This is a genomic window from Roseibaca calidilacus (genome assembly GCF_001517585.1).
GTDB lineage: Bacteria > Pseudomonadota > Alphaproteobacteria > Rhodobacterales > Rhodobacteraceae > Roseinatronobacter > Roseinatronobacter calidilacus.
In genome coordinates, this window is sequence record NZ_FBYC01000001.1 from 335,711 (window position 1) to 354,456 (window position 18,746).

An 18,746-nucleotide genomic window follows, 5' to 3' on the forward strand; every position below is an offset into this window, starting at 1 on the left:
GTAATGGGCGTTCTGATCGACGGCAAATGGTCCGACCAATGGTATGACACCAGCAAAACTGGGGGCGCGTTCCAGCGCGACACGTCGCGGTTTCGCAACTGGATCACGCCCGATGGCAGCGCCGGGCCCAGTTGCGCGGGTGGCTTCAAGGCCGAAGCCGGGCGCTACCATCTATATGTGTCCTATGCCTGCCCATGGGCGCACCGGGCGCTGATCTTTCGTGCGTTGAAGGGGCTGGAAGGGCTGATCGACGTTTCCGCCGTGCACCCCGACATGCTGCAAGACGGATGGAGCTTTGCCACGGATTTCCCCGGCGCGACGGGCGACCGGCTGTTTGGCAGCACCCATATCCGCGACATTTACATTCGCGCCGACCCCAAGGTGTCGGGCCGTGCGACGGTGCCGGTGCTGTGGGACAAGGCGCAGGGCAAGATCGTGTCCAATGAGAGCGCCGAGATCATCCGCATGTTCAACAGCGCGTTCGACGACCTGACCGGGAACACGGAGGATTATTACCCCGAAGCCCTGCGCGCCGAGATCGACGCGGTCAATGACCGGGTCTACAACACGCTGAACAACGGCGTTTACAAATCCGGTTTTGCCAGCACCCAAGCGGCCTATGACGACGCGGTCTACCCGCTATTCGACACGCTCGACTGGTTGGACGCGCGACTGTCGCGCCAACGCTACCTTGCGGGCGACCAACTGACAGAGGCGGATTGGCGGCTGTTCACCACACTTGTGCGCTTCGATCTGGTCTATCACACGCATTTCAAATGCAACCGCGCGCGGATCGTGGATTACCCAAACCTGTGGGCCTATACGCGCGAGCTATACCAGCACCCCGGCGTGGCAGATACGGTGCATTTCGACCATATCGTGCGACACTACCATTACAGCCATGACACGATCAATCCGCACCGGATTATCCCGATCAACCCGCGCCCGGATTTTACCGCACCGCACGGGCGGGGGACGGTCTAGGACGAGGCGTATCTGGACCGGGCGTCAGCACCAACAGACCCGTGACCGGCGCCGCCGCAAGGCGAGGTCCGCTTGCCGCCATCGCCGGCGCGCTCATACCGCTGCGTTCCAGCTCTTGCTGTTTCGACGCAAAAATCGTGATGGGCGTGCCGTTGCGCACCATAGCGTAGATGTCTTCCATCTGTCGGTCGGTCACGGCAATGCAGCCGTTTGTCCAGTCGCCCCGCGCCCGCTGGTAGCGCGGCCCGCGCCCGTGGATGAAGATGTCACCTCCCGGCTCCCAGCCATTCGCCGCGGCATGGGCGCGGTCGGCTTCGTTCGGGTAGTCAAGCCCGATGGACAGATGAAAGGCGCTGTTGGGGTTGCGCCGGTCAATGATGTAATCGCCTTCCGGCGTGCGGCGGTCGCCCTCGCGCTCTTTATGGCCGAAGGGCTGGCCGCCAAGCTGCACCCGGTAGCTGCGCAGGACCGTGCCGAAATGCAGCAAGTCCATCTGGCGTTCGGCCTTGTAGACGACAACGCGGGTCACTTCGGGGCCGTCATAGGTCCGAAACTTCGTTGGCGCGCAGGCCGTCAGCAGGGCCAGAAACGCCACGGGCAGGAACAGGCGGAAAAGCTGCATCGAGGCCTCTGGGGTTTTTTGACAACTATGCCCGAACCCGCGCGGTCTGCCAAGCTGGCGCGGTGTTCACACACGCGTCATCCGTCGCGCTCTGCCAGCTTCTTCTCGATTTCGCGCAGGCGGGTCAGCACCTCGTCGCGGTATTCGTCGGTGGCCTTGTTGCTTTCGGCGGCATGGGCGTCTTGCATCGAATTCACAATCAGGCCGACCAGCAGGTTTACCACGGCGAATGTTGTGACCATGATGAAGGGCACGAAGAACAGCCATGCATAGGGGTATACTTCCATAACCGGGCGCACGATTCCCATTGACCAGCTTTCCAGCGTCATGATCTGGAACAGCGAATAGGCCGACGATCCCAGATCGCCGAACCATTGCGGGAAGCTGTTTTGGAACAGCTTGGTGGCCATGACCGAGCCGATGTAAAAGATCATGCCCATCAGCAAAAACACCGACCCCATGCCGGGCAGCGCTGTGATGAACCCTTCCACCACGCGCCGCAGGCTGGGGCTGACCGACACCACCCGCAGCAGTCGCAAGATCCTTAGCGCCCGCAGCACGCTGAAGCCTTGGGTCGCGGGCATTAGGGCAATGCCGATGATGATGAAATCGAAGATATTCCAGCCCGAACGCCAGAATTGCCAGCGATGGGCGTATAGCTTTAGCGCCAGTTCCACCACGAAAATGCCAAGGCAGATCTTGTCCAGCGTCAGGATGACCGGACCGATGGCATCCATCAGCGGGCGCGACGTTTCCATGCCCAGCAACACGGCATTGAACAGGATCACCCCGATGACCCCATTGCGCACCCAATTTTGGTCCAGAAATGCGGCGATGCTTGCGCGGCTGAACATGATATATCCCCGAAGAATGATTTCCGCGCAGATATGTTACCTTGCGAAGGCGGCTGCAAGCTCCACATGCGGGCTGAAGCGGAATTGATCGACCATCTGCACCCATTGCAGGCGATAACCCGCATCACACAGGATTTTCGCGTCGCGCGCGAAGGTAACCGGGTTGCACGATACCGCCGCAATACGCGGCACAGCACTTGCCGCCAGCGCGCGCGCCTGCGCTTCGGCCCCGGCACGGGGCGGGTCGATGACAACAGCGTCAAAGCGGGCAAGGTCTTCGGGCAAAAGCGGGTTGCGGAACAGGTCGCGGGTTTCATGGCTCAGGCGTTTTAGCCCGGTCGCATGCCGCCAACCGTGGTCAAGCGCGGCCAGCATGTCGGCCATGCTTTCGACCGCATGTATTTCCGCGCGTTCGGCCAAGGGCAGGGCAAAGGTGCCGCAGCCCGCGAACAGGTCGGCCACGCGCGGCGCATCGCCCACGGCCTTCGCCACGGCCGCTTGCAGCGCCGCTTGCGCATCGGCGGTGGCTTGCAGGAACGCGCCGGGCGGCGGAGTGACATGCGCGCGCCCAAAGCTGTGGACAGGCGGCGCGGCTTGGGCGATCACCTCGCCATCCCATGCCAGCCGGGCCAGCCCGTTTGCGCCGGCCCATTGCCCCAGCGTGGCTTGCAGCGGCCCGTCCAGCGGTTTGCCGCCTGTCACCGCCAGATCAAGCCCCACATTGGACAGGGTCAGCGACAGCGCCATCTCGCCCTTGCGCGATCCGGCCAGCGTGACCAGCTCTTCCAGCAGCGGCAAAGCGGCGGTCAGCTCGGGCCGCAGGATCAGGCAGTCGGGAACGGCTGTCACCGTATCCGATGCCCGCGCATGGAACCCCACCAAGGCCCCTTTTTTCAGTCGTCGGCCCGAAAACGCCGCCCGCCGCCGCGTGCCGAGCGGCGAGATATGAGCCGCGCGGAACGGCGCGTCCAACCCCTGCGCGGCCAAAGCCTGCCGGATCACGCCCTCTTTCCACTCGGTCACGAACCCCTCGCGGGCATGCTGCAACGCGCAGCCGCCGCAGGCCTTGTAATGCGGGCAGGGTGCGGCGATGCGCTCTGGCGAAGGCGTCAGAATGCGCGGGGCCGCGATGCGGCCATGCGTGACCTCGCCTTCCACCACCTCGCCCGGCAGGGCGCGCGGCACGAAAACTGGGCCATCGGCCACCCCGTCGCCATGGTGGCCAAGCCTAAGAATGGTCAGCCCCATAGCGCGGCCTTATGCGATTTCAGATGTCTCATCCGTGCCCAGAAACCCGCCCGATTGCCGTGCCCAGAAGCGCGCATAGGTGCCGCCCTTGGCCAAAAGCTGTTCATGGGTTCCTTGCTCAAGGATGCGGCCCGCGTCAAGCACGACAATCCGGTCCAGTTGGGCGATGGTCGATAGACGGTGCGCAATGGCCAGCACGGTTTTACCCTGCATCAGCGGTTGCAACGCGTCTTGCACAGCGGCTTCAACCTCTGAATCCAGCGCGGATGTCGCCTCGTCCAGCACCAGAATGGGCGCGTTTTTCAGAAAGGCGCGCGCCAGCGCAATGCGCTGGCGTTGTCCGCCCGACAGGCGCACGCCGCGTTCGCCCAGTTGCGCATCATAACCGCGGCGGCCTTCGTGGTCCTGCAAATCCTTGATGAAATCATGCGCTTCGGCCGCTTTGGCGGCGGCCTCAATCTCTGCCCGTGTGGCATCGGGGCGGCCATAGCGGATGTTTTCCAGCGCCGAACGGTTGAACATGGCCGTTTCCTGCGTGACCATGGCAATGTTGCGGCGCAGGCTTTCTTGCGTGATCTGGCGAATATCGCGCCCGTCCAGCGTGATGCGCCCGGCTTCCACATCATACAGCCGCAGCAAAAGCGCCACGAGGGTCGATTTCCCGGCACCCGACGCGCCGACGATCCCGATCTTCTCGCCCTTGGCAACCGCCAAGCTCAGCCCGTCCACCCCGCCTGCATCGCGCCCGTAAGCAAAGCCCACATCTTCGAAGGCGACGGCCCCTTCGGCGCGACCAATCTCGACCGCGCCCTTGGCATCGGTCAGGTCTGGGCATGGGGTTAGGGTGCGCATCCCGTCCTCTATTTCGCCAATGTTCGAATAGATCGCCATCAGCACGAAACTGACCCAGCCTGTCATCTGCGCAATGCGAATGGCCACGGCGCCTGCGGCGGCAATATCGCCGGTGCTGGCCATGCCCGCCGACCACAGCCACAATGTGCCGCCAATCAGCAGCACCGGCAAAATGCCCGCGACCAGCATCAGGCCAAAACGGAACCACACCTGCACTTCGCCAAATTCGACAGAGCGGTCACGGAACACGCTCATGGCGTTCAGCGCCGCGCGGTCCTCGAAATCGGCATGGGCAAACAGCTTGACCGTCTTGATGTTGCTGATCGTGTCCACCACCTGCCCGCTAACCTTGGCACGGGCACCCGCGCGCTTGCCAGAGCGTTCGCGCACTTGCGGCAGAAAATACCGGATCAACCACAGATACCCCACCAGCCAAACCGCCAGCACCAGTGCCATGCGCGGGTCGATGGTAAACAACAGCACGACCGACCCGATGATAGAAGACAGCGCGAAAGCCATGGTATTGATGGTTTCATTGGCCACATCGGTCAGCGCGCGGGCGGTCTGCACCTGCTTTTGCGCAATGCGACCGGCGAAATCATTGTCGAAGAATGTCACGGGCTGGCCCAGCGTCCAGCGGTTCAGCCGCGATTGCACCAGAACAAAGATATTGGGCTGCACCACGATGCTATTGGCCGCCGAGGATATGCCAAAGGCCAGCGGGCGCACCACCATGAAAAACACCACGAATCCGGTGATCAACCAGCCATGCGCAGCGATGAAACCCTGCGCGCCGGTGCCTACCGCCGCGTCAATGATCTGGCCCAAAAGCAGCGCCGAGATCACTTCGGTCGTGCCCACAATGGCGGAAATGACCGTGGCCAGTGCCAAGACCGGCCAAGACCCTTTGACCGACCACAGCATGAAGCGCAAAAGGCTTTGCGGCGGCGGCCCATCGGCATGGGCAAAGCCGTCGATCAACCCCGCCAGCCGAAAGGCAAGGGTCGGTTTTTGGGTGGGGTCTGTCTTTTGCAACATGGCCTATCCTTTGGGACAGGACATAGGGCGTTTGTCGCGCCCGCGCCAGTCAGCCCAGCAGATCGTCGCGCGTGGCGCGGAAATCCGACGTGATCCAGCGCGCTTCCAAGGCCTTCAGTCTTTGTCCCAAGGCTGCGCCGTCCAGCCCCGGCAGGTCTGCTGCGCGGATCGGGAAGCGCGCGGATGCGCCGCGCGCGATCTCTGCCTGCCAATCGGGGGGCAGGGGGCTTTCAAAGGTTGCAGCACGCGCCAGCACGGCATCCGTGCCCAGTTCCGCGCCCAAGCGGTAGCCCAGAAGGGCCGGTGCGGTCATGTCGCCCAACGCGCCGCGCAGGCAGGTCAGGTCACGCGCTTCAGCCTTGGTCAGGCGCAGCGCGCTGGTCTCTCCGCCCAGCACGGCCAGACGCCGCAGCCAGCGCGGCGGCACGCCCGCGTCCAAATGCACCAACGGGGCCAAGCCGCGCGGGTCTGCCCCTGGCAGCACGCGCACCAACACACTGGCATGATGCATTGCCGCGACCGAAGGGCTGGGGTCGTGCGCAGACAGCAATTTGCGCAACTCGCCCGTGACCCGTTCGGCGGATAGCCGCGCCAGCCCCTCGGCCCCATCGGCGCAGGCCGCCAGCCCGTCCGGGTCCAGCCCGTGATCGGGGTCGCCATATTGCGCGTGAAAGCGAAAGAACCGCAGGATGCGCAGGTAATCCTCGGCAATGCGCTGGGCCGGGTCGCCCACGAAGCGCAGCCGCCGCGCGCGCAGGTCGTCCATACCGCCCAGCGGGTCCAGCACATGCCCCGCCGCATCGGCATAAAGCGAGTTCATCGTGAAATCGCGGCGCGCCGCGTCGTCCTCCATCCGGTCGGAAAAGGCCACCTCGGCATGCCGCCCATCGGTTGCCACGTCGCGGCGGAAGGTTGTGACCTCGAATCCTTCGCCGTCCACCACCAGCGTGACCGTGCCATGCGCCAGCCCCGTGGGCACGGCGCGCAGGTTTGCTGCTTCGGCCAAGGCGATGACCTGTTGGGGCCGCGCCGATGTGGCGATGTCCACATCCGTCACGACCTCGCCCAGTGCGGCATTGCGCACGCAGCCGCCCACCGCATAGGCCGCATGGCCCGCGCCGGTCAGCAAGCCCAGCACTTTTTGCGTGCGGTCGTTTTCCAGCCAGTCGCCGCTTACGCGCATCGTGCCATCCGTTCTGCCAAGCCCCGCAGAATACGCGCGCTGGCCCCCCATATATAATATGGCCCCCATGGCACGGCATAGAAATGCCGCCATTGCCCGCGCCAGATGCGCCGTTCGATCACATAACAGGCCGGGTCGATGACATGCGCCAAGGGCGTGCGGAACACCTCTGCCACCTCGCCCGGTTCGGGGCGCGGGGTAAAGGCCCCGTCCAGCCGCGCCACGAAAGGCGTGACCAGAAAACCGGTGACGGTTTCATGCGTGGGCAGCGTGCCAAGGATGCGCACCTGTCCTGCATCTAGCCCGATTTCTTCGCGCGCCTCGCGCAGCGCGGTGGTGGCCAGATCGGGGTCGGTCGCGTCTTGCCGCCCGCCGGGAAAGGCGATCTGGCCGGGATGGTGGCGCAGATGCGAGGCGCGCTTGGTCAAGATAACGCCGCCCGCATCATCTACCGCGATCAGCACGGCAGCGGGGCGCAGCTTGCGCGCTGGTCCCTGCCTGAGCGCCGGGTTCAGGTCGAAATCGCTCGACGCATTCGCAGGCAGGGCCAGCGCCGCGCGCAGGCGATCATCCATCCTTGCCCTCGAAGCCCAGCGTTGCCGGGTCCATGACATAATGCGCGCCGCAGAACTGGCAGTCGGCGGTGACTTTGCCGTCCTCGGTGGTCATGGTGGCAATGTCCTTGGCCGAATAGATGGACAGCGTGCTGCGGACCTTATCCTCGGAACAGGAGCAGCCGAAATGCACCGGTTGCGGGTCGTAGACGCGGGGCGCTTCCTCGTGGAATAGGCGGGCCAGCAATTCGGGCGGGCCGACATGCGGGCCGATCAATTCCAGCTCTTCAACCGTGTCCAACAGCATGTTGGCGCGGGTCCAATTCTCTGCCTGCTCGGCTGTGTCGCGCTTGGGCGCTTCCGAATTGCCGGGCATGTGCTGCAACATCACGCCCCCTGCGCGCCAAGCTTGCGCCTGACCGGGCAGGGTGGCGCGCCCAAAGGACAGCGCAAAGCGGGTGGGCAACTGTTCGGATTGCGCGAAATAGGTTTCTGCGCAGGCGCTTAGCGATTGCCCGGCCAAAGGTGTAATGCCCTGATACGGCGTCATATCCGGCCCTTGGTCAATCAGTATAGCGAAATACCCCTGACCGATCTGGGTATAGGGATTGGTGTTTTCCGCCAGCCGGTCACCGTCGAAGCTGGCATAAGCGCGAATGCGCGCGGGCGCGCCCTCTTCTTCGGGGGCGTAATAATCGGTTGCGATCAGCCGCAGCGGGCCGTCGCCGCGAATCTGCAAGGACAGTTTCCAGCGCAGTTTGATGGTCTGGCCGATCATCGCGGTCAGCAACGTGGCCTCGGCCACCAAGGCTTCGACAAGCGGCGGATAATTGTGTTTTTCCAACACCTTTTCCAGCGCGCCATCCAGCCGCGCCACGCGGCCGCGAATGTCGCTATTGTCCAGTTGGAACGGCAGAACCGTGTCGTCCCAGGCGATTTGTTCGCCAATGCTCATGATGTATTTCCTTGCTGGTGCTGCGCGCGGCGCGCGCCTAGGCTTGCCCCCACATATAGGAATCACGACCGGAGGGCCAAGGATGATCCGCAGATTCGGAGAGGCGCGCGTGGATGGGCAACGCTACACCCGCCGCCACGGGGCCTATGCTATTGTCCTAAGCGGGGATTCGGTGCTGCTGACGCATCAGGCTTGGCCGGATGACGAATGGCAACTGCCGGGCGGCGGAATTGACGCGGGCGAAAGCGCGCTGCAAGCCCTGCGCCGCGAGGTGCTGGAGGAAACCGGCTGGCGCGTGCGCCCCGTGCGGCGGCTGGGTGCGTTCCGGCGGTTTTGCTACATGCCGGACTATGCGCTGTGGGCCGAAAAACTGTGCACGATTTACATAGCACAGCCCGTGCGGCCCGTCGCGCTGCCGTCAGAGCCGGGCCATTCCGCGCATTGGTGCCCGGTGGCCAAGGCCGTGACCTTGCTTGGCAATGATGGCGACCGCGCCTTTTTGGCGGCCCTGCTGTAATGATTCGACCCGCCATCTTGGCCGATGCCCAGACGATCCGCGCCTGCTCTCGCGCGGCTTTCGCGCGCTATGTTGGGCGGATGGGGCGCGAACCAGCGCCCATGCAGACCGATCCGGCAGCGGCGATCGTGGCTGCCGAGGCCTATGTCGCCACCGGCCCCGATGGGCGCATTCTTGGCCACGTCATCTGCCGCCATGCCGGGGGTGACATGGTGCTCGACACGCTGGCGGTCTGGCCCGACGACGCGGGGCGCGGCGTGGGCAAACGCCTTGTTGCGCATGTAGAGGCACTGGCTCGGCAACAGGGGCTGGACGCTGTAACGCTTTACACCAATGCGGCGATGACGGAAAATCTGCCTTTCTACGAAAGCCTTGGCTACACGCGCATTGCTCGCCAGATGCAGGACGGATTCGACCGGGTTTTCTTTCGCAAATCCTTGAGCGCGGGGTAAGCTAGCTGTCTGCCGGCTGCTCAGGGTAATAGCTGTGCGCGTTGGGGCAGACGGTTTTATAGGCGCTGAACTCCAGCAAGGCGCCGGAAACGTCATCGCTGAATTCATCGCGCCCGGACCACAGCGCCAGTTCCCATTTCAGGGCGTCCAGCAGGGACAGCCCGCGCTGGTCGGCCAGTTTGGTGAACAGCTCGCGCAGGCCATTTTCGCCGAATTCGTTGTCATCTTGATCCGCGCATTCGGTAATCCCGTCAGAATACAAGAACAGCCGATCGCCGGGCCGCAATTCTGCTTCGAAACTGGTATAGGTCGCGCCGTCGATCAGGCCGATGGGAAGCCCACCCTCGCCAATAAATTCGATCGTGCCGTCCTGCCGCTGAATGACCGGGTGCGGATGGCCCGCCTGCACTATAACCAGCCGCCCGGTGGTCAGGTCCAGATCGGCATAGGCCACGGTCAGATAGGCTTCGGTGTCGATTTCTTGCAACATCAGGCTGTTCATGCGCGCAGCGACATCATGCGGGGCGACCGCTTCCATTTGGCCGGTCGTGAAATTGCGGGTCAGCGCGATATTCTGTGACTGCGCACCGCCGAACATGCCGCCAATCCGCGCGCCCAGCAGGGCAGCGGCCACGCCATGGCCCGACACATCCAGCGAATAGATGCCGATTCGCTGCGCATTGATCGGGAATGTGCCGACCATATCGCCGCCCACATGGCCGGATGAATGCAACATCAGCGACAATTGGCTGCCCCCGAAGTCGTGGAACCGGTCGCGGATCATAGATTGTTGCAGCTTGCGCGCTTCCATCAGGTCGCGATCCACCGCATCGTACAAGGCCTGAAGTTTGCGCAGCGCGGCCTGCAATTCTTCATTGCGGGCTTTGACCTGCCGTTCCATTGCCAGCAAACGTTCGCCTGCAAAGATCCGCGCGCGCAATTCCGATGTGCCAACGGGTTTCGACAAAAAGTCATCCGCGCCAACGTTCAACCCTTCGGCGACCGCGTTCTTTTCGTTATTGGAGGTCAGCAGAATGAAATAGGAATAACTTTCGTGATCGAGCGCACGAAAGGCGCGGCAAAAATCCAGCCCGTTCATGCCCGGCATCATCCAGTCGGACAGAATCAGATCGAAGCGGTTGGTCTGGCAGAGTTGTAGCGCCGTGTCGCCTGACGCGGCCTGTGTGACCTGATACCCCCAGCGTTCAAGGTTCTTGGCCAATACAAGCCGTTGGGCCGCACTATCATCAACCACCAGCGCCTGTTTTGCGCCGATCGTCGCGGTCGCGAAGGTATCTTGTGGTGTCACACTGGTATCCACGCCAATCATCCATAGGTTCAGAGCCGCACAGGGGTCGAGCGGCACCAGTATTGCAGCGACGAATTAACACCCGATGAAAACGCGCCGCCCTGTCCAACAAACGGTCGCGTCCTTACGAATCCTTAGGGGCTTTGTCGCAGTCTTGCAGGTGCATGATGAATTGGGGGTCAGACGTGATAGATTGGTCAAGAGTATCCGAATTGCACGAAGAAGTTGGTGACGACGCCTTGGGCGAAGTGCTGGAGCTGTTCAGCTCTGAAGTGGCCGAGGGGCTGGCGCGGTTGGCGCAGGCCAACAGCGCGACGGCCATTGCAGCAGAATTTCATTTCCTGAAGGGTGCGGCGCTTAACCTTGGGCTGGACGAGGTCGCCCAAATCTGCGCCAAGGGCGAGGAAAACGCCCGCAACGGTGTGATGACCGAAGCACAACGGCTTGCCGTCACGGAACAATTCCCGGCCTCTTGCCAAGAATTGTCTAGCCAATGGCGCGACCGGATTGGCGCGAATTAGGTGCCGTTTCAGATCACGAAATTGGCCATGATCTCGTCTTCGGTTATATCGGAATAGGCAAAGCCTGCATCGTCCAGCCGCGAAAACAGCCCGCTGAAATTGTCGGGGTTCGTGGTTTCGATCCCCAGCAAAACCGTGCCGAAATTGCGTGCGGTTTTCTTCAGGTATTCAAACCGGGCAATGTCGTCTTCCGGCCCCAGAATGCCCAGAAAATCGCGCAGCGCGCCGGGGCGTTGGGGCAGGCGCAACAGCAGGTATTTCTTGGTGCCGGCGAATCGCATGGCGCGTTCCTTCACCTCTGGCAGGCGCTCAAAGTCGAAATTCCCGCCAGAGACGACGCATACCACCGTCTTGCCCGCGATCTGCTCGCGCAGGCTGTCCAGCACATCCAGCGACAGCGCGCCCGCCGGTTCCAGCACAAGCCCTTCCACGTTCAGCAGGTCCAACATGGTAATGCAGATGCGGTTTTCGGGCGCGATCAGCACATGGTCGGGCGCGACATGGCGCAGCCGCGCGAAGGTGCGCGCGCCGATCCGCGCCACAGAGGCACCATCGACGAAACTGTCGATGCGCGGCAAGGTCACGGGTTCGCCCGCGCGCAAAGCCGCCTGCAAAGATGCGCCGCCCGCGGGTTCGACATAGCGCAGCGCGCAGCCGGGCGCGGTTTGGGCCAGATAGCTTGTCATCCCCGCGCTCAGGCCGCCGCCGCCCACGGGCAGCACCACCATATCGGGCGCATGGTCCATTTGGGCCAGCATTTCGACCGCCACGCTGGCTTGGCCTTCGATCACGTCCTCATCATCGAAGGGTGACAGGAAATGCGCGCCGCGTTGCGTGCAAAACGCTTGCGCCGCCGCCAGCGACTGGTCGAACGTGTCGCCGGTCAGTTCGATCGTGACCTGCGCCCCGCCGAAACTGCGGGTTTTCATGATCTTCTGTTGCGGCGTCGTGACCGGCATGAAGATCGTGCCCTGCACCCCGAAATGACGGCAGGCAAAGGCCACGCCCTGCGCATGGTTGCCCGCACTTGCGCACACAAACGCGCGCCCCTCTGGCACCCGGTCCAACTGTTTGCGCATGGCGTTCAGGGCACCGCGAATCTTGTAGCTGCGCACGGGGCTTAGGTCTTCGCGCTTCAGCCAGATTTCGGCGCTGTATTTCTGCGACAGGTAGTCATTGCGCAGCAGCGGTGTGGGTGGAAACAGCGCGCGCATGGGCGCGCAAGCGGCGGTCGCGCGGGCGGCAAAGTCGGTCATACCAGCGCGGTCTCCAGCTTGCGGCGCACCGTGTCCGGCATGGCGGTGGACCCGCGCGTGGCGGGGTCGAAAAACACCTCGACCACTTCATAAGTGGCGTGCAGCGCGCCGGTATCGGCATGGCGCATCTCGAACAGGAAGGTGCAGCTTTTCGTGCCGATCTTGGTGACCACCCCGGTAATCACGATCAGGTCACCGGCCTGCAATTCGGCCACGAACCGCGTGCAGGCCTGCGCAGTCACGGTATGCACGCCGTGCTCGGCCAGCATATCACGGTAGGCCAGCCCCAGCCGGGTCCACATATGGTAGCAGGCATCGTCGAAAAATGGCGCGTAATGGCGCACGTTCATATGCCCGAAATGGTCGTGGTGCCACGGGTGGATCACCCCGCGCAAAAGCTCTGGCGCCATGTCGCCCCCTTTGTCGTTCAAACCCTTGGCATAGCATATCCGGGCGCGGTGCAAACCCCGTGCGGCCTCTTGCAGCAGGGGCGCAAAGCCAATAGACCGCTTGCCAACCGCGATCCTTGCAATGTTCGGAGCCACCATGCCCAGCCATGCCCCCAAGAAAGTCGTGCTCGCCTATTCCGGCGGGTTGGATACGTCCATCATCCTGAAATGGCTGCAAACCGAATACGGGTGCGAGGTCGTGACCTTCACCGCCGATTTGGGGCAGGGAGAAGAGTTGGACCCCGCCCGCAAGAAAGCCGAACTTTTGGGCATCGCGCCCGAAAACATCTACATTGAAGATCTGCGCGAAGAATTCGTGCGCGATTTCGTCTTCCCCATGTTCCGCGCAAACGCGGTCTATGAGGGGCTGTATCTGCTCGGCACCTCTATCGCGCGCCCGCTCATTTCCAAGCGGCTGGTCGAGATCGCGGCCCAGACCGGGGCCGATGCCGTGGCCCATGGGGCGACCGGCAAGGGCAATGACCAGGTCCGGTTCGAACTGTCCGCCTATGCGCTGAACCCCGATATCAAGGTCATCGCACCGTGGCGGGAATGGGATCTGACCTCGCGCACCAAGCTCTTGGAATTCGCCGAAGCGCACCAGATCCCGATCGCCAAGGACAAGCGCGGCGAAGCGCCGTTCTCGGTCGATGCGAACCTGCTGCACACCTCGTCTGAAGGCAAGGTGCTGGAAGACCCGGCAGAGGACGCGCCCGATTACGTCTACCAGCGTACGGTCGCGCCAGAGGCCGCGCCCGATACGCCCGAATACGTGGAAATCAGCTTCGAGCGTGGCGACGCCACCGCCATCAATGGCGAGGCGCTCTCGCCCGCGACCATTCTGACCAAGCTGAACGAGCTGGGCGGCAAGCACGGCATCGGGCGGCTGGATTTCGTGGAAAACCGTTTCGTCGGCATGAAATCGCGCGGAATCTATGAAACGCCGGGCGGCACGTTGCTTCTGGAAGCGCATCGCGGGATCGAACAGATCACGCTGGATTCCGGCGCGGGCCATCTGAAAGACAGCCTCATGCCACGCTATGCCGAACTGATCTACAACGGCTTCTGGTTCTCGCCCGAGCGCGAGATGTTGCAGGCACTTATCGACAAAAGCCAGGAACATGTCACCGGAACGGTGCGCCTGAAACTTTACAAAGGGTCGGTGCGCTGCGTGGGCCGTTGGTCGGACCATTCGCTTTACTCCGAAGCCCATGTCACGTTTGAAGACGACGCGGGCGCCTATGACCAGAAAGATGCCGCAGGCTTCATTCAGTTGAACGCGCTGCGCCTGAAACTGCTGGCCGCGCGCGACCGGCGGTTGCGGGGCTAAGCCCCGTCCTCTTGCCCCAAATGCTCTTGCCGGGGGCGCATTTTCGCCCCCGGCCCCTCTGCCAAGGAAAGGCCGCGCCATGACCAAACCCGTCGTTTTGTGCATCCTTGATGGTTGGGGATTGAACGCTCAGCGCGCGGGCAATGCGGTGGCGCAGGCGAATACCCCCAATTTCGACCGCCTTATGGCAGATTGCCCCAATGCCACGCTTATCACCCACGGCCCCGATGTGGGCCTGCCGCGCGGGCAGATGGGCAATTCCGAAGTGGGGCATACCAATATCGGCGCAGGCCGCGTGGTGGCGATGGATCTGGGGCAAATTGATCTTGCCATTGAAGAGGGCAGCTTTGCCCAAAACCCAGCCTTGGGCGAGTTCATCACCAAGCTGAAAACCACCGGCGGCACGGCGCATGTGTTTGGCGTGGTGTCGGATGGCGGGGTGCACGGCCATATCACCCATATGAAAGCGGCGGTGGCCGCACTGGCAGCGGCGGGCGTGCCGGTCGCCATTCACGCCATCACCGATGGGCGCGATGTGGCGCCCAAATGCGCCGAAGCATTCTTGGCCGATCTGCAAGCCAGCCTGCCGCAAGCTGCGCGTATTGCCACCGTCATTGGCCGTTACTGGGCCATGGACCGCGACAACCGATGGGAGCGCGTGGAACGCGCGTGGCGCGCGATCACGCTGGCCGAGGGTGAACAGGTCGCCAACCCAGCGCAGGCCGTGGCGCAAGCCTATGCGCGGGGCGAAACGGATGAATTCCTATCGCCTAGCATTATTGGCAATTACAGAGGCGCGCGCGGGGGGGACGGGGTGTTCTGCCTGAACTTCCGCGCCGACCGGGCGCGCGAAATCCTTGCGGCACTTGGCGCGCCCAGCTTCACCGGCTTCAACCGGGGCCAGCCGCCGCATTGGGCGGCGATGTTGGGCATGGTCGATTACTCGACCGCGCATAACGCGTTTATGACCACCGCTTACCCCAAGAACCAAGTCAAGAACGGTTTGGGCGAATGGGTGGGCGCGCATGGTTTGCGCCAGTTCCGGCTGGCCGAGACAGAGAAATACCCCCATGTCACCTTCTTCCTGAATGGTGGCACCGAAGCGCAAGCCGAGGGCGAGGATCGCGCCATGCCCGCCAGCCCCAAGGTCGCCACTTACGATCTGCAACCCGAAATGTCGGCGGGCGAGGTGACGGATAAACTGGTTGCCGCCATCGGCGCGGGCTATGACCTGATCGTGGTCAACTATGCCAATCCCGACATGGTCGGCCATACGGGCGATCTGGAGGCCGCGAAACGCGCCTGCGAAGCGGTGGATGCGGGGCTTGGGGCGGCCCTTACGGCGCTTGACGCGGCTGGCGGTGCAATGCTGGTCTGTGCAGACCATGGCAATTGCGAAACCATGATCGACCCAGATACCGGCGGCCCGCATACCGCGCATACGCTCAACCCGGTTCCGGTGGTGTTGGTCGGCGGGCCTGCGGGCGCGGGCCTGCGCGACGGGCGGCTGGCCGATGTCGCGCCCACCATTCTTGCCTTGTTGGGGCTGGACCAGCCATCCGAGATGACCGGTCAAAGCCTGATCGTCCCATGACATTGTGGCGCGCGGCCTGTCTGGCGGTTGCGCTATATGCCACGCCCGCGTTGGCGGACCCGGCAAGCCGCGCGCTGGAAGCCGCGCGTGCGCTGGAAGCGGCAACCGAAACGCTGCAAGCCGCCACCCGCCAGAAAGACCGCATAGAGGCGCTGACCCAGACGGTGCAAGCCTACGAGGTCGGGCTGGCCGCGCTGCGCGAAGGCCTGCGCGAGGCGCAACTTGCCGAGGCCGCCCAGACACGTGCCCTGTCAGACCGCAGCGCCGATCTTAGCCGGTTGCTGGCGGTGTTGATGGGCACGGCCAGCCTTGATGACGCCACGGTGCTGGCGCATCCCGAAGGCGCGCTTGCCGCGGCGCGTGCGGGCCTGTCGCTGCGCGACGTGGCCCCGGCACTGGGGGCCGAAGTGGCCGATCTGCGCGACGCGCTGGATGACATTTCCGCCCTACGCCGTGCGCGCCAATACGGGCTTTTGGCTTTGGAGCAGGGCCTGTCGGTTGCGCAACAGGCCCGGCTGGCACTGACACAGGCGATTGCCGAACGCGGCCCGCTTCCCAAGCGCCTGTCCGAAGACCCCGACGCAATGGCCGCGCTTGCCGCCAGCGCCGCGTCACTGGATGCCTTCGCGCAGGATTTGGCGTCGCGCAGCCCGGTTTTGTCCGACAGTGCGACGCATGCGATTCGGGGTTTTCGCAACGCCAAAGGGCGGCTGGCCATGCCGGTGCGGGGCAATGTGGCGCGCGGTTTCCAGCAGGCCGATGCGACCGGCGTAGAGCGTCCGGGGCTGGATATTGCAACGCTGCCGGGGGCGCTTGTCAGCGCGCCATGGGCGGGCACGGTGCGCTATGCGGGGCCATTGGCCGGGCGTGGTCAGGTTGTGATCCTTGAACCTGACGAGGACATCCTGCTGGTCCTTGTCGGCCTTGCAGAGCTCTTGGTCGAAACCGCCGCCATCGTGCCCAATGGCACCGCGCTGGGGATCATGCCGGGAGCAGATGACGCAAACGGCACCGGGTCAGAGGCTGGCGGTCACGGTCAAACACTCTATTTTGAGATGCGTGAGCAGGGAAAGCCCATTGACCCGGCGACATGGTTCGCATTGACTGGCGCTCGACCCTAAAGCGAAATTCTTGGCCGTCCGTGACCGGGCGTGCGACGAACGGAAAGCGAGATGATGACAAAATTTGCTCTGGCAAGCCTTGGCGGCGTTCTCGGCGGCGTGCTGATCGCGATGAATGTGACCGGTCCGCTGCTGGCGCAGGAACGCCAGCAGGCGCCGAATGTGTATGAACAACTGGACCTGTTCGGCAATGTCTTTGAACGTATTCGCAATGAATACGTGGAAGACGTGGACACGTCCGACCTGATCGCCGCCGCAATCAACGGTATGCTGACCTCGCTTGACCCGCATTCCAGTTATCTTCCGCCCGAGGATTTCGACGATATGCGCACCCAGACGCGCGGCTCTTTCGGAGGGTTGGGCATAGAGGTGACGCAGGAAGAGGGTTTCATCAAGGTTGTCACCCCCATGGATGACACGCCCGCCGACAAGGCCGGCGTGGAACCGGGCGACCTGATTACGCATGTCGATGGCGAGCCGCTGCTGGGCATGACCTTGGCAGAGGCGGTCGAATTGATGCGCGGCCCCGTCGGGTCCGAGATTATCGTGACGATTGCCCGCGAAGGGGTGTCCGAACCGTTCGACCTGTCGATCATCCGCGATACGATTCGCCTGCAAGCCGTGCGCGTGCGCACCGAGGGCGACACGGTCATCCTGCGGCTGACCACCTTCAACGAACAGACCTTTCCCAACCTGCGCGACGGTTTGGCCGAAGCGGTCGAGGAGCTGGGCGGCATCGACGAGCTTGGCGGTGTTGTGCTGGACCTGCGCAACAATCCCGGCGGGTTGCTGACACAGGCGGTCAGCGTGTCCGATGCTTTCTTGGAGCAAGGCGAGATCGTGTCCACTCGTGGCCGTGCCGAAGGCGAAGGCGAACGCTACAATGCGCAGGCGGGTGACCTGATCGAAGGCAAGCCCATGGTGGTGCTTATCAATGGCGGTTCTGCCTCTGCGTCCGAGATTGTTGCCGGGGCGCTGCAAGACCACCGCCGCGCAATCATCGTGGGCACGCGCAGTTTCGGCAAAGGATCTGTCCAGACCGTGATGCCGCTGCGTGGCGACGGCGCGATCCGCCTGACCACCTCGCGCTATTACACCCCGTCGGGACGGTCCATTCAGGCGCTGGGCGTGTCGCCGGATATTCTTGTGGAACAACCGTCGCGCGCCCCGATTGAAGAGGCTGAAACCCCGACGCCGAACAGCCGGTTCGAAGCCGATCTGCGCGGACGCTTGGACAATGGCGATAACCTGTCCGAGGAAGAACAGCGCCAGATGGAAGAAGAACGCGCCCGCGTCGAAGAAGTGGCGCAGTTGCGCGAAGAAGATTACCAGCTTGCCTATGCGCTGGATATCTTGCGCGGTCTGACGGCGTTGAACGGGCGGTAATGTCGTGACGCCGGAACAGGTTGCCGCCTTGCCCTACCGCCCTTGCGTGGGTGTCATGCTTATCAACGCGCAAGGGCTGATCTTTGGGGCGCAGCGCATCGACAGCGACAGCCCGGCTTGGCAAATGCCCCAAGGCGGGATTGATCTGGGTGAGAACCCCGGTCTGGCCGCCCTGCGAGAACTGGAAGAGGAAATCTCTGTCACGCCTGATCTGGTCGGCCCTTTGGCCGAAACGCCCGATTGGCTGCATTATGACCTGCCTGCGGAATTGCTGGGCAAGGTCTGGGGTGGCAAATATCGTGGCCAGAAACAGCGCTGGTTCCTGATGCGCTATTTGGGCCGCGACGACCAGATCGACCTTGCCACCGAACACCCGGAATTCAGCGCGTGGCGCTGGATGCAGGCAGATGAGATGCTGGCCGCCATCGTGCCCTTCAAGCGCGACATTTACGCCGCCGTCATGGACGAATTCCGCGATTGGCTGGCCTAGAGCATGTCGCGCAAAAGTGGTTCCCGGTTTT

General features: G+C 63.3%; 19 protein-coding genes. 9 read left to right on the plus strand and 10 right to left on the minus strand.

Annotation, left to right across the window (positions count from 1 at the left end):
* The first annotated feature begins 3 nt into the window (after positions 1–3).
* Positions 4–984 carry a glutathione S-transferase family protein gene (locus tag AWT76_RS01540; RefSeq protein ID WP_072244405.1) on the plus strand — a complete coding sequence of 327 codons (981 nt, stop codon included), beginning with the start codon at positions 4–6 and terminating at the stop codon, positions 982–984.
* On the opposite strand, the gene AWT76_RS01545 is transcribed toward AWT76_RS01540, so the two are convergent.
* The 7 genes from AWT76_RS01545 to hslO all read right to left on the minus strand — a co-directional run bounded on the left by AWT76_RS01545 (position 953) and on the right by hslO (position 8,290).
* The gene (locus AWT76_RS01545) at positions 953–1,606 is read right to left on the minus strand and encodes a L,D-transpeptidase family protein (protein WP_072244406.1); all 654 of its coding nucleotides are present in this window, start codon (positions 1,604–1,606) and stop codon (positions 953–955) included. The two genes, AWT76_RS01540 and AWT76_RS01545, sit on opposite strands and share 32 nt — an antisense overlap.
* A gap of 77 nt (positions 1,607–1,683) precedes the next feature.
* Positions 1,684–2,460 (minus strand): ion transporter, encoded by a 777-nt coding sequence (locus tag AWT76_RS01550; protein ID WP_072244407.1) that lies wholly within the window; start codon positions 2,458–2,460, stop codon positions 1,684–1,686.
* A gap of 36 nt (positions 2,461–2,496) precedes the next feature.
* Entirely contained in the window at positions 2,497–3,708 is a 1,212-nt protein-coding gene (locus tag AWT76_RS01555) for a class I SAM-dependent RNA methyltransferase (RefSeq protein ID WP_072244408.1), read from the minus strand.
* A 9-nt stretch (positions 3,709–3,717) separates the two neighbouring features.
* Complete coding sequence (locus tag AWT76_RS01560; RefSeq protein WP_072244409.1) at positions 3,718–5,598, minus strand: ABC transporter ATP-binding protein; 1,881 nt, start codon at positions 5,596–5,598, stop codon at positions 3,718–3,720.
* A 49-nt stretch (positions 5,599–5,647) separates the two neighbouring features.
* Positions 5,648–6,781 carry a CCA tRNA nucleotidyltransferase gene (locus tag AWT76_RS01565; protein WP_072244410.1) on the minus strand — a complete coding sequence of 378 codons (1,134 nt, stop codon included), beginning with the start codon at positions 6,779–6,781 and terminating at the stop codon, positions 5,648–5,650.
* Entirely contained in the window at positions 6,772–7,356 is a 585-nt protein-coding gene (locus tag AWT76_RS01570) for a CoA pyrophosphatase (RefSeq protein ID WP_082700048.1), read from the minus strand. The genes AWT76_RS01565 and AWT76_RS01570 overlap by 10 nt, the downstream gene beginning before the upstream one ends.
* Positions 7,349–8,290 (minus strand): Hsp33 family molecular chaperone HslO, encoded by a 942-nt coding sequence (gene hslO / locus AWT76_RS01575; protein WP_072244412.1) that lies wholly within the window; start codon positions 8,288–8,290, stop codon positions 7,349–7,351. The genes AWT76_RS01570 and hslO overlap by 8 nt, the downstream gene beginning before the upstream one ends.
* Before the next feature lie 82 nt (positions 8,291–8,372).
* Between hslO and AWT76_RS01580 the strand changes: the two genes are divergently transcribed.
* Both AWT76_RS01580 and AWT76_RS01585 read left to right on the plus strand, forming a co-directional pair.
* The gene (locus tag AWT76_RS01580) at positions 8,373–8,807 is read left to right on the plus strand and encodes an NUDIX domain-containing protein (protein ID WP_072244413.1); all 435 of its coding nucleotides are present in this window, start codon (positions 8,373–8,375) and stop codon (positions 8,805–8,807) included.
* A complete protein-coding gene (locus AWT76_RS01585) occupies positions 8,807–9,259 on the plus strand; it encodes a GNAT family N-acetyltransferase (RefSeq protein ID WP_072244414.1) in 453 nt (150 codons plus the stop codon). The genes AWT76_RS01580 and AWT76_RS01585 overlap by 1 nt, the downstream gene beginning before the upstream one ends.
* A 1-nt stretch (position 9,260) precedes the next feature.
* Here the strand turns inward: AWT76_RS01585 and AWT76_RS01590 are convergent, their stop codons facing one another.
* Positions 9,261–10,568, minus strand: coding sequence for a PP2C family protein-serine/threonine phosphatase (locus AWT76_RS01590; RefSeq protein ID WP_245638746.1), 1,308 nt, complete (start codon positions 10,566–10,568; stop codon positions 9,261–9,263).
* 185 nt (positions 10,569–10,753) lie between these two features.
* Between AWT76_RS01590 and AWT76_RS01595 the strand changes: the two genes are divergently transcribed.
* Complete coding sequence (locus AWT76_RS01595; protein WP_072244709.1) at positions 10,754–11,089, plus strand: Hpt domain-containing protein; 336 nt, start codon at positions 10,754–10,756, stop codon at positions 11,087–11,089.
* Positions 11,090–11,097: 8 nt separating this feature from the next.
* Here the strand turns inward: AWT76_RS01595 and ilvA are convergent, their stop codons facing one another.
* Together ilvA and AWT76_RS01605 are read right to left on the minus strand one after the other, a co-directional pair.
* Positions 11,098–12,345 carry a threonine ammonia-lyase IlvA gene (ilvA, locus tag AWT76_RS01600; protein ID WP_072244415.1) on the minus strand — a complete coding sequence of 416 codons (1,248 nt, stop codon included), beginning with the start codon at positions 12,343–12,345 and terminating at the stop codon, positions 11,098–11,100.
* A complete protein-coding gene (locus AWT76_RS01605) occupies positions 12,342–12,893 on the minus strand; it encodes an acyl-CoA thioesterase (RefSeq protein ID WP_082700050.1) in 552 nt (183 codons plus the stop codon). Before AWT76_RS01605 ends, ilvA begins: the two co-directional genes overlap by 4 nt.
* Here AWT76_RS01605 and AWT76_RS01610 point away from each other — a divergent pair.
* The 5 genes from AWT76_RS01610 (at position 12,892) to AWT76_RS01630 (ending at position 18,715) form a co-directional block, all read left to right on the plus strand.
* Complete coding sequence (locus tag AWT76_RS01610; RefSeq protein ID WP_072244416.1) at positions 12,892–14,124, plus strand: argininosuccinate synthase; 1,233 nt, start codon at positions 12,892–12,894, stop codon at positions 14,122–14,124. The genes AWT76_RS01605 and AWT76_RS01610 overlap by 2 nt on opposite strands.
* Positions 14,125–14,203: 79 nt before the next feature.
* Positions 14,204–15,718, plus strand: a complete 1,515-nt coding sequence (gene gpmI, locus AWT76_RS01615) for a 2,3-bisphosphoglycerate-independent phosphoglycerate mutase (RefSeq protein WP_072244417.1) — start codon at positions 14,204–14,206, stop codon at positions 15,716–15,718.
* Positions 15,715–16,839: a murein hydrolase activator EnvC family protein gene (locus tag AWT76_RS01620; RefSeq protein WP_072244418.1), complete on the plus strand. Its 1,125-nt coding sequence runs from the start codon at positions 15,715–15,717 to the stop codon at positions 16,837–16,839. The genes gpmI and AWT76_RS01620 overlap by 4 nt, the downstream gene beginning before the upstream one ends.
* A 54-nt stretch (positions 16,840–16,893) precedes the next feature.
* Complete coding sequence (locus tag AWT76_RS01625) at positions 16,894–18,225, plus strand: S41 family peptidase (protein WP_072244713.1); 1,332 nt, start codon at positions 16,894–16,896, stop codon at positions 18,223–18,225.
* Between the two features lie 4 nt (positions 18,226–18,229).
* Entirely contained in the window at positions 18,230–18,715 is a 486-nt protein-coding gene (locus tag AWT76_RS01630) for an RNA pyrophosphohydrolase (protein WP_072244419.1), read from the plus strand.
* Positions 18,716–18,746 lie beyond the last annotated feature (31 nt).

What these genes read in the sequence shown, in the direction of transcription:
- AWT76_RS01540 (WP_072244405.1), top strand. Translation starts at nt 4, where the DNA reads ATGGGCGTTCTGATCGACGGCAAATGGTCCGACCAATGGTATGACACC.
- AWT76_RS01545 (WP_072244406.1), bottom strand. Translation starts at nt 1,606, where the DNA reads ATGCAGCTTTTCCGCCTGTTCCTGCCCGTGGCGTTTCTGGCCCTGCTG.
- AWT76_RS01550 (WP_072244407.1), bottom strand. Translation starts at nt 2,460, where the DNA reads ATGTTCAGCCGCGCAAGCATCGCCGCATTTCTGGACCAAAATTGGGTG.
- AWT76_RS01555 (WP_072244408.1), bottom strand. Translation starts at nt 3,708, where the DNA reads ATGGGGCTGACCATTCTTAGGCTTGGCCACCATGGCGACGGGGTGGCC.
- AWT76_RS01560 (WP_072244409.1), bottom strand. Translation starts at nt 5,598, where the DNA reads ATGTTGCAAAAGACAGACCCCACCCAAAAACCGACCCTTGCCTTTCGG.
- AWT76_RS01565 (WP_072244410.1), bottom strand. Translation starts at nt 6,781, where the DNA reads ATGCGCGTAAGCGGCGACTGGCTGGAAAACGACCGCACGCAAAAAGTG.
- AWT76_RS01570 (WP_082700048.1), bottom strand. Translation starts at nt 7,356, where the DNA reads ATGGATGATCGCCTGCGCGCGGCGCTGGCCCTGCCTGCGAATGCGTCG.
- hslO (WP_072244412.1), bottom strand. Translation starts at nt 8,290, where the DNA reads ATGAGCATTGGCGAACAAATCGCCTGGGACGACACGGTTCTGCCGTTC.
- AWT76_RS01580 (WP_072244413.1), top strand. Translation starts at nt 8,373, where the DNA reads ATGATCCGCAGATTCGGAGAGGCGCGCGTGGATGGGCAACGCTACACC.
- AWT76_RS01585 (WP_072244414.1), top strand. Translation starts at nt 8,807, where the DNA reads ATGATTCGACCCGCCATCTTGGCCGATGCCCAGACGATCCGCGCCTGC.
- ilvA (WP_072244415.1), bottom strand. Translation starts at nt 12,345, where the DNA reads ATGACCGACTTTGCCGCCCGCGCGACCGCCGCTTGCGCGCCCATGCGC.
- AWT76_RS01610 (WP_072244416.1), top strand. Translation starts at nt 12,892, where the DNA reads ATGCCCAGCCATGCCCCCAAGAAAGTCGTGCTCGCCTATTCCGGCGGG.
- AWT76_RS01605 (WP_082700050.1), bottom strand. Translation starts at nt 12,893, where the DNA reads ATGGTGGCTCCGAACATTGCAAGGATCGCGGTTGGCAAGCGGTCTATT.
- gpmI (WP_072244417.1), top strand. Translation starts at nt 14,204, where the DNA reads ATGACCAAACCCGTCGTTTTGTGCATCCTTGATGGTTGGGGATTGAAC.
- AWT76_RS01620 (WP_072244418.1), top strand. Translation starts at nt 15,715, where the DNA reads ATGACATTGTGGCGCGCGGCCTGTCTGGCGGTTGCGCTATATGCCACG.
- AWT76_RS01625 (WP_072244713.1), top strand. Translation starts at nt 16,894, where the DNA reads ATGACAAAATTTGCTCTGGCAAGCCTTGGCGGCGTTCTCGGCGGCGTG.